Origin of the sequence: Burkholderia glumae LMG 2196 = ATCC 33617, assembly GCF_000960995.1 — a bacterium.
In the GTDB taxonomy this organism is placed as follows: Bacteria; Pseudomonadota; Gammaproteobacteria; order Burkholderiales; family Burkholderiaceae; genus Burkholderia; species Burkholderia glumae.
In genome coordinates, this window is record NZ_CP009435.1 from 3,584,873 (window position 1) to 3,597,567 (window position 12,695).

Below are 12,695 nucleotides of genomic sequence, written 5' to 3' on the forward strand. Positions count from 1 at the left end.
GGGCGAACTCCGGCCGTCAGGCGCCGTTGGGCGCCGTCACCGGCGCGCGGTCGTAGAAATAGATGCCATGCGGCGAGCGGCCGACCGGGATCGTCTGGATCAGGCGCCGGCTCGCCAGGTCGATCACGCCGACCTTCTTGGCGAAGCGGAACGTCACCCACAGCGTCTTGCGATCGGCCGACAGCTCCATGTCGTCGGGGCCGGGCAGCAGGCCCGTGATGTCGCCGACGTTGGTGAGGGTGTTCTCGTCGATGATGCTGATGGTGTTGGCGACGCGGTTGGTGACGGCCACGTGCACGCCGTCGGCGAGCGAGCGGAAGTTGTGCGCGCCCTTGCCGGTCGGGATCGTCTTGACGACCCGCTGGTTGCGCCAGTCCACCACCGCCACGTAGTCGGCGCCCGTCATGCCGACCAGCACGTACTTGTCGCTGGGGGTCATCCAGAGGCCGGCCGGCACCTTGCCGACCTTCATCTTCCATTTCACGGTCTGGGTCGGCAGGTCGATCGCGGCCAGCTCGCCCGACACCTGCAGCGACACCAGCACGGTGCGGCTGTCTTTGGTGAACGCGAGGTGGCTCGGCATCACCGCGAGCGGCACGCGCTTGACCAGCTTGACGTTATGGCCGTCATAGCTGTAGATGTCGACGCGGTCGAGCCGCAGGCCGGCCGCCACGAACCACTTGTGGTCCGGCGAGAAGCCGAGCTGGTACGGGTCGTCGATGCCCTCGACGGTGCGCTGCAGCGCGCCCGTGCGCGGATCGAGGAACATCAGGCTGTTCGAGACCGAATTCGCGACGATCAGCGAGGAATTGTCCGGCGTGGCCATCAGGTGATGCGGCTCCTTGCCGGTCGGCATGTTGCCGACCACCTGATGCGTCTTCTCGTCGATCAGCGAGAGCGTCGCCTCGGCCGAATTCAGCACGATCACGTTGTTGGCGAAGGCGGCCGGAGCGGCCGTGGCGGCCAGGGCGCCGACCAGCAAGGCGGCACGACCGAAAGACAGGAAATTGCGCATGAAGACCCACGTGGAGTGACAACCGTCATTGTAGAACGTTCGGGCGGCCGCGCGGTTGACCGGGCGGCCGCCCCGGCCGCCGCGACGGTGGCGGCCGCGCTAGCGCTGCAGCGACTCCCAGACCTTGTGCAGCCGCTTGACGGAGACCGGCATCGGCGTGCGGAGTTCCTGCGCGAACAGCGAAATGCGCAGTTCCTCCAGCAGCCAGCGGAACTCGGTGAGCCGCCCGTCGGCCGCGCCGCCGCGTTGCGACAGCGCCCGCTGGTAGTGCTGCGCGAGCGGCGCGAGCTCGGCGAGCTGGCGTGCGTCGCGGGCCGGATCGGCCTTGAGCTTGTCGATGCGCAGCGCGATGCCCTTCAGGTAGCGCGGGAAATGCGCGAGCTGCGCGTATGGGGTGTCGATCACGAAGCGCTTGCCGACCAGCGCGCCCAGTTGCGCGACCATGTCGGCATGGGCGGCGCCGAACGACTTCGCCTGCGCCAGTTTCTTGGTGAGCCCGGCATATTCGGCGAGGATCTGCCCGACCAGACGCGCGATCTCCTGCGCGAGCAGGTTGAGGCGGCTGCGGCCCTCGTCGCGGCGCGTGTGGAAGCTCGCGTCGTCGTCGGGCAGCGGGTCCTGCAGGCAGGCGCGGTCGAGCGCGGTGTCGATCAGTTGGTCGCGCAGCTCGTCCTGCGAGCCGAGCGCCATGTACTGCATCGCCATCTCGCGCAGCCCCGGCAGGTTCTTCTCCAGGTACTTGATCGGCTCCTTGAGCTGCAGCGCGAACAGCCGGCGCAGCCCGGCGCGGTGGATGCGCGCGGCTTCCTCGGGCGAATCGAACACCTCGACGTCGCAATGCGTGCCGCGATCGACGAGCGCCGGGTAGCCGTACAGCGTCTGGCCGCGCCGGCGGATCTCGAGCAGCTCGGGCAGCTTGCCGAAGTTCCAGGTGGTCAGGTTCTCGTAGAGCGCGGTCGCAGCGCCGGCCGCTTCGCCGCCGGCGGCGGGGCTCGCGGCCGGCACGCTGCGCGGCGGCACCGGACGCCCGCCCGGGCCGCCCGGACCGCGCTGGCCGGCCGCGGCGCCGGGGCTGCCCGCCGCACCGGCCGCCAGCGGCGCACCGTCGGCGGCCTCGCCGGCCGGCGCGAGCGTGGCCGCCGCGATCTTCTGGAAGTGCTGCTGCGCCTGCGCGCCGAGTTCGCCGCGCAGTTGCGCGAGGTTGCGCCCCATCGCGAGCTGGCGGCCGTGCTCGTCGATCACCTTGAAGTTCATGAACAGGTGCGCGGGCAGCGTCTCGAGCTTGAAGTCCGACGCCCTCATCGCGATCTGGGTCTGGCCGCGCACGTCGGCGATCAGCACGTCCAACAGCGCGCCGGCGCCGAAGCGCTCGGCCCCGGCGCGCTCGACGAAGCCGGCCGCGTAGTCGGGCAGCGGCACGCAGTGGCGGCGCAGCTTCTGCGGCAGCGATTTCAGCAGCAGCTGCACCTTCTCCTTCAGCATGCCGGGCACCAGCCATTCGGCGCGCCGCGCGTCCACCTGGTTCAGCGCGAAGAGCGGCACCTGCAGCGTGACGCCGTCGCGCGGCGAACCCGGCTCGAAGTGATAGGACAGCGCCATCTCCACGCCGGCCATGGTCAGCCGCTTCGGGAACAGGTCGGTGGTCACGCCGGCCGCCTCGTGGCGCATCAGGTCGTCACGCGACAGGTAGAGCAGCCGCAGCTTGTCCTCGGGCTGGCCGCTCGCCTTCAGCTCGTCGCGATACCAGCGCTCGAACGCGGCGCCGGTATGGATGCCGGCCGGGATCGCCTGGTCGTAGAAGCCGTAGATCAGCGCGTCGTCCACCAGCACGTCCTGGCGGCGCGACTTGTGCTCCAGTTGCTCGATGTCGGCCAATAGCTTGCGATTGTGCGCGAAGAACCCGAGCCTGGTGTCGAACTCGCCGTCCACCAGCGCGCCGCGGATGAACAGCTCGCGCGCGCGCGCCGGGTCCTGCCTGCCGAACGCCACGCGCCGGCGGTGGTAGATCGTGAGGCCATAGAGCGTGCCGCGCTCGAACGCGCTGACCTGCGCCGGGCGCTTCTCCCAGTGCGGCTCGGACAGCGCCGTCTTCAGCAGGTGCGCGCCCACCTTCTCGATCCACTCAGGCTCGATCTTCGCGATGCAGCGCGCGTAGAGCCGGCTCGTCTCGACCAGCTCGGCGGCCATCACCCAGCGCCCGGCCTTCTTGGCGAGCGCCGAGCCCGGCCACAGGTGGAACTTGATGTTGCGCGCGCCCAGGTAGTGCGGCTCGTCGTCGGCCTTCATGCCGATGTTGCCGAGCAGGCCGGTGAGCAGCGACAGGTGGATCTGCTCGAAGGTCGCCTCGGTCTCGTTCAGGCGCCAGCCGTGCTCGCGCACCACGGTCAGCAGTTGCGAGTGGACGTCGCGCCACTCGCGCAGCCGCAGGTGCGAGAGGAAGTTCGCGCGGCAGGCGTCCACCAGTTGCCGGTTCGATTTCTTGTGCGCGACCGCCTCCTCGAACCAGGCCCAGATCTTCAGCCATTGCAGGAATTCGGAACGCTCGTCGGCGAAGCGGCGATGCGCCTGGTCGGCCTGCTCCTGCGCCTCGATCGGCCGGTCGCGCGGGTCCTGCACCGACAGCGCGCTGGCGATGATCAGCACCTCGCGCAGCGCCTGCTGGTCGCGCGCGGCAAGGATCATGCGCCCCACCCGCGGGTCGAGCGGCAGGCGCGCCAGCTCGCGGCCGAGCGGGGTGAGCGCGTTGTCGTCGTCCACCGCGCCGAGCTCGTTGAGCAGCTGGTAGCCGTCGGCGATCGCGCGGCCCGGCGGCGGCTCGATGAACGGAAACGATTCGACCGAGCCGAGATGCAGCGACTTCATGCGCAGGATCACCGAGGCCAGCGACGAGCGCAGGATCTCGGGATCGGTGAAGCGCGCGCGGCCGGCGTAGTCGGCGTCCTCGTAGAGACGGATGCAGATGCCGTCGGCCACGCGCCCGCAGCGGCCCGCACGCTGGTTGGCGGCGGCCTGCGAGATCGACTCCACCTGCAGCTGCTCGACCTTGTTGCGGTACGAATAGCGCTTGACGCGCGCAAGGCCGGTATCGACCACGTAGCGGATGCCCGGCACCGTCAGCGAGGTCTCGGCGACATTGGTGGCCAGCACGATTCGGCGCGCGTTCGAGCCCTTGAACACGCGCTCCTGGTCGGCCGCGGACAGCCGCGCGAACAGCGGCAGGATCTCGGTGTGCGGCGGATGGTGCTTGCGCAGCGCCTCGGCCGCATCGCGGATCTCGCGCTCGCCGGGCAGGAACACCAGCACGTCGCCGGGCCCCTCGCGGCACAGCTCGTCGACCGCGTCGACGATGCCGTCCATCAGGTCGCGCTCGGCCTCGCGCGCCGTTTTCTGGCGGTCGCGCCCGCTCGCGGCGCCCTCGGCGTTGCGCACGGCGGCGGAGCGCTCGTCGGCGATCGGCCGGTAGCGGATCTCCACCGGATAGAGCCGGCCGCTCACCTCGATCACCGGCGCCGGCCGCGTCGGGCTGCCGAAGTGGCGCGCGAAGCGGTCCGCGTCGATGGTCGCCGAGGTCACGATCAGCTTCAGGTCCGGCCGCTTGGGCAGGATCTGGCGCAGGTAGCCGAGCAGGAAATCGATGTTGAGGCTGCGCTCGTGCGCCTCGTCGATGATCAGCGTGTCATACGCCCGCAACAGCGGATCGGTCTGCGTCTCGGCGAGCAGGATGCCGTCGGTCATCAGCTTGACCGAGGCGCCCGGTGCCAGGTTGTCGGTAAAACGCACCTTGTAGCCGACCACCTCGCCGAACGGCGTGCCGAGTTCCTCGGCGATCCGGCGGCCGGTGGACGACGCGGCCAGCCGGCGCGGCTGGGTGTGGCCGATCAGGCCGCGGCCGCCCGCGCCGAGCCCGCGGCCGAGCGCGAGGCAGATCTTCGGCAACTGGGTGGTCTTGCCCGAGCCGGTCTCGCCGCAGACGATCACCACCTGGTGGTCGGCGATCGCGCGCGCGATCTCCTCGCGCTTGGCGGAGACGGGCAGGCTCTCGGGAAAGCTGAGCGGCGGAACCGGGTTCGGCGTGACGGGCGGGCGCGCGGCGCGCGGCTCGCGCGACGGGCGGGCCGCGCGAGCCGGCTGGCCGGCGCGCGGGGCGCGGCTTTCGGGGCCTTCGCCGCCTTCGCGCGGCACCTGCTCGGCTGGCGGCATGCGCGCCGGCTGCGCGGCTCGCGGCTCACGCTTCGGGTTCGACGATTCGTGGGGACGGGCCGACGGCTGCGCGCCTCGATCGGCCGGTGCATCCGCGCGCTTCGGTGCGGAGCTTTTGGGTACATTCGACATGGGGGCGCATTATAATCCCGCCCATGAATTCCCAAACCGACCTCCCCGCCGCGCCGACGCCGCCGGCCGTCGACGCGACCGCCATCAGCCACGCCCAGTTCGTCGACTGGATGCGCTCCGTCGCGCCCTATATTCACAAGTTCCGCAACAGCACGTTCGTCATCGGCTTCGGCGGCGAGGTGGTGCAGCAGGGCCTGCTGAACGCGCTCGTCGCCGACATCGCGCTGCTGCAGGCGATGGGCATCCAGATCGTGCTGGTGCACGGCTCGCGCCCGCAGCTCGAGGAGCAGTTGAACCTGCACGGCGTGCAGTCCGAGTTCTCGCACGGGCTGCGCGTGACCGACGCGCGCGCGCTCGAATCGTCGAAGGAAGCGGCCGGCGAAGTGCGCCTGGACATCGAGGCGGCGGTCAGCCAGGGCCTGCCGAATTCGCCGATGGCGCACGCGCACATCAGCGTGGTCTCGGGCAACTTCGTGACGGCGAGACCGGTCGGTATCCTCGACGGCGTCGATTTCCAGCACACCGGCGTGGTGCGCAAGATCGATGCCGAATCGATCCGCCATTCGCTGGCGAGCCGCAAGCTCGTGCTGCTCTCGCCGCTCGGCTTCTCGCCCACGGGCGAGGCGTTCAACCTGTCGATGGAGGATGTCGCCTCGGCGGCCGCGATCGCGCTGCGCGCCGACAAGCTGATCTTCCTGACCGACGCGCCGGGCCTCGTCGACGAGGAGGGCGAGCTGATCGGTGAAATGTCGCTCGACGCGGCCGCCGAGCTGCTCGACTCCGGCAACCTGCAGGACGACGAGGCGTTCTACCTGAAGCATGCGATCCGCGGCTGCCGCGGCGGCGTGGCGCGGGGGCATCTGGTGCCCTACTCGCTCGACGGCGGCGTGCTGCTGGAACTGTTCCTGCACGACGGCGTCGGCACCATGATCTCCTACGAGAATCTGGAAAGCCTGCGCGAAGCCACGCCGGACGACGTCGGCGGCATCCTCACGCTGATCGAGCCGCTCGAGAGCGACGGCACGCTGGTGCGGCGCGGCCGCCACCAGATCGAGCGCGACATCGACCACTTCTCGGTGATCGAGCACGATGGCGTGCTGTTCGGCTGCGCGGCGCTGTACCCCTATACGCAGGAGAAGATCGGCGAGATGGCCTGCCTGACCGTCGCGCCCGAGGCGCAGGGTTCCGGCGACGGCGAGCGCCTGCTCAAGCGCATCGAGCAGCGCGCCCGCGCGCGCGGCCTCAAGCGCATCTTCGTGCTGACGACCCGCACCGAGCACTGGTTCCTCAAGCGCGGCTTCGTCAAGGTCAGCGTCGACGACCTGCCCGAGGACCGCCGCAAACTCTATAACTGGCAGCGCAAGTCGCTCGTGCTGATGAAGCAGCTCTGAGCGGCGCGACGCGCGCCCCCTCCCCAATCGATTACAGGAGAAGTCCACGATGTCCCGTATGGTTCAATGCGCAAAGCTCGGCCACGAAGCCGAGGGCCTCGATTTCCCGCCGCTGCCGGGCGAACTCGGCAAGCGGATCTATGAAAGCGTCTCGAAGGAAGCGTGGCAGGGCTGGCTCAAGCAGCAGACCATGCTGATCAACGAGAACCGCCTGAACATGGCCGACCCGCGCGCGCGCCAGTATCTCGTCAAGCAGACCGAGAAGTATTTCTTCGGCGAGGGTGCCGACCAGGCGACGGGCTTCGTGCCGCCGACCGAGGGCTGAGAGGCGCCCGCCCTGCCGGCCGTTCGCCTGCCCCGTTTGCTCCGCACGCCCCCGCGCCATGTCCTGCGGGGGCAGCATCGAACGATTTTCGACGTCCATGCAAATAACGCTGGATAAAAGTGCGCGATGCCGCTATGATCACGCCTCGATTCGCGCCACGGCATGGATCGCGTCCCGCCGGACGGAATGAGATGGAAAAAGCTTGACGCGGTAACCAAGCCCCATCATAATTCAAGGCTCTTTGGGCGGTTAGCTCAGCGGTAGAGCACTGCCTTCACACGGCAGGGGTCACTGGTTCGATCCCAGTACCGCCCACCAAAGAATTCACGGTGCCTCACGGTATCGCAGCAAAAAGCCCCATGACTCTCGTCATGGGGCTTTTTGCTTTCCGGCGGTCCACCGTGCGCCGTCACGCGGCGGACGTCCGCGGCCGGCTGGTGCGCGCGCGGGCGGCCATGCGCACGGCGCCCGTCACTCGAGGCCGGTCCGACGCCGCAGACCCGGGCGCCGCCCCGCCGGATTGGCCGCCCTCATGGCGTCTTCGCGGCCATGTGTCCTGCGCCGTCGCCGCGACCGACGTAGCGCAGCATCGACAGTTCCTGGCGCACCTTGCCCGAATCGCTTTCGAGCGACGGCGTGAGCGGCCCCGCCACCAGCGCGAACGGCACCCCCATGCGCACGTACTTGGTCTCGCCCTGCATCAGATAGAACGTGAGCGGCCTGTCCGGCGCGCTCGAGGTCGTGACGGTGTACTGCCCGGCCGGCTCGTCGAGATAGAAGAAGCCGCCGCCCGGCAGCTGGCCGGCAGGCTTGTCGTTGACATCGACGCGGTCGCCGCTCGCCATGCCGAGCTTCGCCGCACTGCGAAAGAACACGATGCGTCCCTGCCCCGCGGCCGGCGCCGGCACCGAGGCCCACATATCGCGGTAGATCGGCTTCTGCGGCGGGGCTGCGCATCCCGCAAACGCGATCGTCGCCGCCAGTAACGTCAACGCGGCGCCCGTGCGCCAGTTCCACCTCATCGTCATGCCCTCCGGATCGTGGACCGTGTCGCGACGAAACCGGCGCGCGGCCGGCTTGCCGTCAGTCCGTCCAGCATAGACGATTCGACCTGCCGCCGCGACCATCGTCGCCGCTACGCGACGCCGCTTTGACAATACGAAACATTCCTGCGGCAAGCCGCAAGCATCGCCTGAGGGCCCGCGCCCGCGCATCGCGGCCGGAAGGCCGGCACCCTAGCCCGCGGCCCGGCCGAGCGCCTGGCCGCGCCGCGCGGTGCGCGATCAAGAGCGCGCTCGACCGCGCGCCGTGCAGCGCCACCTCATGCGGCGTCGATCTGTCGCGCGGTCGAGGCGATCGCCCGGGCCGCCTTGTCGACGATCTCGTCGACGTCCTGCTGCGTCACCACGAGCGGCGGCGACAGCAGCATGCGGTCGCCGGTGGCGCGCATGATGAGGTTGCCGTTGAAACAGTAGTCGCGGCAGATCGTGCCGACCTCGCCGCCGTTGGCAAAGCGGCGCCGCGCGGCCGGATCCTGGGCGAGCTGGATGCCGGCCACGAGCCCGGCGCCCGCCACCTCGCCGACGATCGGGCTGCCCGCCAGCGCCTCGCGCAGGCGCCGCTGGAAATACGGCCCGATCTCGCGCTTCACGCGCTCGACCACGCCGCCCTCGCGCAGCACCCGGAGGTTCGCCACCGCGACGGCCGCCGCCACCGGGTGCCCCGAATACGTCATGCCGTGGTTGAACTCGCCGTGCGCGATCAGCGCGTCGGCGATGCGATCGGACAGCGCCACGGCGCCCATCGGCACATAGCCGCTGGTGAGCCCCTTGGCCAGCGTCATCAGGTCGGGCGTGAAGCCGAAGTGCTGGTGCGAGAACCATTCGCCCGTGCGGCCGAAGCCGCCGATCACCTCGTCGGCCACCAGCAGCACGTCGTACTTGCGGCAGATCCGCTCGATCTCGGGCCAGTAGGCCGCGTCGGGAAAGATCACGCCGCCCGCGCCCTGGAACGGCTCGCCGATGAACGCGGCCACGTTGTCGGCGCCGAGTTCGAGGATCTTCGCCTCCAGCTGCCGCGCGCGTTCGAGCGCGAACGCCTCGGGCGTCTGGCCGGCGGGCGCCTCGCCGAAGAAGTACGGCTGGTCGATATGCACGACGTGCTCGACCTTCGACGGCATCTGCTCGTGCATGTAGTCCATCCCGCCGAGCGTGCCGCCCGCGATGGTCGAGCCGTGATAGCCGTTGCGGCGCGAAATCACGTACCTGCGCTGCGGCTGCCCCTGCGTGCGCCAGTACTGGTAGACGACGCGCAGCACCGTGTCGTTGCCTTCCGAGCCGCTGTTGCAATAGAAGAAGCGGTTGAAGGCGGGCGGCGCGATCTCGGCGAGCAGCGCCGACAGCTCGATCACGGGCGGATGCGTGGTCTTGAAGAAGGTGTTGTAGAACGGCAGCTCGCGCAGCTGCCGCGCGCCGGCCTCGATCAGTTCCTCGCGGCCGTAGCCGACGTTCACGCACCAAAGCCCGGCCATCCCGTCGATGATGCGGTTGCCGTCCGAATCGCGCAGATGGACGCCGTGCGCGCTGGTGATCACGCGGCTGCCGGCGCGATTGAGCGCGCCCATGTCCGAGAACGGGTGCAGGTGATGCGCGGCGTCGAGCGCGCGATACTCGGCCGTGGAGCGCGCCTCGGCCGCAGCCGGTGCGCGCACCGGCTGGACGTAGGCCGATTCGCCGATTCGTTGCGTCATGATGAGTCCTCCGTGGGGCGGCGCGAGCGCCGCGGGTTCGGGTTTCGTCACACGTGCAGCAGCAGATGGCGCCGCTCCCACGAGCTGATCACGCGGAAGAACGCCTCGTACTCGGTTTCCTTCAGCGCCAGATACGCCTTCACGAACTTCTCGCCGAGAATCTCGGCAAGCGGCGTGGAAGCGGCCATCAGCGTGAGCCCCTCCTCCAGGTTGCGCGGCAGCTGGTACGGCAGGCTGTAGCCGTCGGCCGCGAGCGGCGCGGTCGGATTCAGGCGCTGCGTGATGCCCAGATAGCCGGCCGCGAGCGTGCCGGCCAGTGCCAGGTACGGGTTGCAGTCCACGCCGGGGATGCGGTTCTCGATGCGCCGTGCGGCCGGCGCCGCGTGCGGGATCCGGAAGCCGACCGTGCGGTTGTCGTAGCCCCACTGCACGTTGATCGGCGCGGCCATGAAGCGCGACAGCCGCCGGTACGAGTTGATGTACGGCGCGAAGATCGGCATCAGCGCCGGCGTGTATTTCTGCAGGCCCGCCAGATAGCTGCGGAACATGTCGGTCGATTCGCCCTGTGCGTCGACGAACAGGTTGCGCCCGTCTTCGAGGTCGACGATGCTCTGGTGGATGTGCATCGCCGAGCCGGGCTCGTTCTCCATCGGCTTGGCCATGAACGTCGCGTACATGTTGTGGCGCAGCGCGGCCTCGCGCACGGTGCGCTTGAACAGGAACACCTGGTCGGCCAGCGAGAGCGCATCGCCGTGCTGGAAGTTGATCTCCATCTGCGCGGCGCCGACCTCGTGGATCAGCGTGTCGATGTCGAGGCCCTGCATGTCGCAGTATTCGTAGATGTCCTCGAACAGCGGATCGAATTCGTTGACGGCCTCGATCGAGTACGACTGGCGGCCCGTCTCCGCGCGCCCGGTGCGGCCCACCGGCGGGCGCAGCGGCAGGTCGGGGTCCTTGTTCATCTCCACCAGGTAGAACTCGAGCTCGGGCGCCACCACCGGCCGCCAGCCCCGCTGGCGGTACAGTTCCAGCACGCGCCGCAGCACGTAGCGCGGCGAGATCGCCACCGGCGAGCCGTCGAAATGGACGCAGTCGTGGATCACCTGGGCGGTCGGATCGACGGCCCACGGGATCAGGCAGATGGTGGACGGGTCCGGCACGCAGACCATGTCGGGATCGGTCACGCCGGACAGCGAGCCATCCTCGGGATAGTCGCCGGTGACGGTCTGCACCATCACCGCCTGCGGCAGGCGCATCGATTCGCCCGTCTCGAACTTGTTGCGCGGGATGATCTTGCCGCGCGCAATGCCGGCCATGTCGGGAATGATCGCCTCGACTTCGGTGATCCGGTGCTGCTTCATGAAATCGTCAAGGTCTTGCATGTCAGCCTCGTTGTGATGGTTGCCCGCGCCCGCGGGCTCGGCCGCCTAGGCCGCTTCGGCTGCTTTGCGCCGGCGGGCTCGGCAGGCCTCGCCGAACGCCGCGAAGATCGCCCGCGACAGCGGGTGCTGCGCGAACTGCCATTCCGGGTGCCACTGCACGCCGAGCACGAAGCCCGGCGCGTCGCGCACGCTCACGGCCTCGATCAGCCCGTCCGGGGCGACCGCCTCGACGAGCAGCCCTTCGCCGAGCCGGTCGATCCCTTGCGCGTGCAACGAATTCACCTGCACCTCGGCCGCGCCGCCGGCCAGCCGCGCGAGCAGCCCGCCCGGCACCAGCCGCACCGCATGCGCGGGACCGTACTGGGCGGCGAGCGGCGCGGTCTTGTCCTCGCGGTGATCGGCCAGGCCGGGCACCTCGTGCAGACGCGGGTGCAGCGTGCCGCCGAAGGTCACGTTCAGTTCCTGCAGGCCGCGGCAGAGCGCGAGCACCGGCACGCCGGCCGCGATCGCCGCGCGCGCGAGCGGCAGCACGGTGGCGTCGCGCGCCGGGTCGTGCAGCGTGCCGGGCGCGCTGGCGGGGCCGTGGTAGCGCTGCGGCTCGAGATTCGAGTAGCTGCCGGTCAGCAGCAGCCCGTCGAGCGCGGCGAGCAGGTCGGGAATCGGCTGGCGCTCGCCGAGCGCCGGCAGCACGAACGCGAGCGCGCCGGCACCGTCGACGACGGCATCGAGGTATTTCTCGCCGGCCGAATGGCTCGGATGCGGCCCGGCCATGCCGCGATCGGCGCTGACGGCCACCACCGGGCGGCACGACGTTCGAGATCGGCTCATGCCGGCTCCGGTTGGACGTGCGGGCCACCCGCGCGCCACCGCGCCGGACGCGCGCGGGCCGGTGCCAGCGAAGCGGGTAGCGGATCGGAAAACGACGGCCGCCGAGGCGAGCCGGCGGCCCGCCAGGGCAGGTGCCGGCACGCCTCGCGCGCCGGACAGGCACGACGGGAACGCGCGAGACAGGCGCTAGGGCAACAGCGAAGCGGCGTGGTACGGGCGCAGCGCGCTGTGGGCGCGGACCGCGCCGACATTGAAGCGGCGCACGCCGCGCCGGGACATGGCGGGCGCGGAATTAGGCAGGCTTGGGCTGGCGCGATACTCGCCGCTGCCGGTTTCGGGGGACTCGACGGCGCGCGGCAGGGCCGCGTCGCGCCTTCGATCCCGTTTGACCAGGGGGCCTCGGACTCTCACGATCACACTCGACTGACTGTTTAATGTATCGAACGCGTCGAGCGCCGTGGTGAACAAAACTGGCACGGTCGCTCGACACGCCGGCTGGCCGTCGGGACCGATCGGAAGGAACGCGCATCGCGCGAGCCGGCGTCATGCGAGCCAGAGTGATCGGCGTGACGACTTGCTGTCACCAAGCTTAACGGATTTCGAGATGGCGTCAAACGAGTTTCAAAATTCCCGATGCCGTGTTTACCCTGAGGTTCGCGACAGCCGCGCCGCT

General features: G+C 69.8%; 9 protein-coding genes and 1 tRNA gene. 3 read left to right on the top strand and 7 right to left on the bottom strand.

What is annotated here, in order from left to right; translation table 11 throughout:
* Positions 1–16: 16 nt before the first annotated feature.
* Both KS03_RS28580 and hrpA read right to left on the bottom strand, forming a co-directional pair.
* A complete protein-coding gene (locus KS03_RS28580; protein ID WP_015876451.1) occupies positions 17–1,015 on the bottom strand; it encodes a YVTN family beta-propeller repeat protein in 999 nt (332 codons plus the stop codon).
* Between the two features lie 99 nt (positions 1,016–1,114).
* Entirely contained in the window at positions 1,115–5,347 is a 4,233-nt protein-coding gene (gene hrpA, locus KS03_RS28585) for an ATP-dependent RNA helicase HrpA (RefSeq protein WP_015876452.1), read from the bottom strand.
* A gap of 23 nt (positions 5,348–5,370) precedes the next feature.
* Here hrpA and argA point away from each other — a divergent pair, with 23 nt between their 5' ends.
* From argA to KS03_RS28600, 3 genes are all read left to right on the top strand, one after another.
* Positions 5,371–6,738, top strand: a complete 1,368-nt coding sequence (argA, locus tag KS03_RS28590) for an amino-acid N-acetyltransferase (RefSeq protein ID WP_015876453.1) — start codon at positions 5,371–5,373, stop codon at positions 6,736–6,738.
* Between the two features lie 49 nt (positions 6,739–6,787).
* A complete protein-coding gene (locus KS03_RS28595; RefSeq protein ID WP_015876454.1) occupies positions 6,788–7,063 on the top strand; it encodes an oxidative damage protection protein in 276 nt (91 codons plus the stop codon).
* A 243-nt stretch (positions 7,064–7,306) separates the two neighbouring features.
* A tRNA-Val gene (locus tag KS03_RS28600) sits at positions 7,307–7,381 on the top strand.
* A gap of 212 nt (positions 7,382–7,593) precedes the next feature.
* Here KS03_RS28600 and KS03_RS28605 read toward each other — a convergent pair.
* The 5 genes from KS03_RS28605 to KS03_RS30665 all read right to left on the bottom strand — a co-directional run bounded on the left by KS03_RS28605 (position 7,594) and on the right by KS03_RS30665 (position 12,499).
* Positions 7,594–8,091 carry a DUF2846 domain-containing protein gene (locus tag KS03_RS28605; protein ID WP_015876455.1) on the bottom strand — a complete coding sequence of 166 codons (498 nt, stop codon included), beginning with the start codon at positions 8,089–8,091 and terminating at the stop codon, positions 7,594–7,596.
* A gap of 293 nt (positions 8,092–8,384) precedes the next feature.
* Positions 8,385–9,812 carry an aspartate aminotransferase family protein gene (locus tag KS03_RS28610; RefSeq protein WP_015876456.1) on the bottom strand — a complete coding sequence of 476 codons (1,428 nt, stop codon included), beginning with the start codon at positions 9,810–9,812 and terminating at the stop codon, positions 8,385–8,387.
* Positions 9,813–9,859: 47 nt separating this feature from the next.
* Entirely contained in the window at positions 9,860–11,194 is a 1,335-nt protein-coding gene (locus KS03_RS28615; protein WP_015876457.1) for a glutamine synthetase family protein, read from the bottom strand.
* Between the two features lie 45 nt (positions 11,195–11,239).
* Positions 11,240–12,022, bottom strand: a complete 783-nt coding sequence (locus KS03_RS28620) for a gamma-glutamyl-gamma-aminobutyrate hydrolase family protein (RefSeq protein WP_015876458.1) — start codon at positions 12,020–12,022, stop codon at positions 11,240–11,242.
* A gap of 186 nt (positions 12,023–12,208) precedes the next feature.
* The gene (locus tag KS03_RS30665) at positions 12,209–12,499 is read right to left on the bottom strand and encodes a hypothetical protein (protein ID WP_230674398.1); all 291 of its coding nucleotides are present in this window, start codon (positions 12,497–12,499) and stop codon (positions 12,209–12,211) included.
* Between the last annotated feature and the right edge of the window lie 196 nt (positions 12,500–12,695).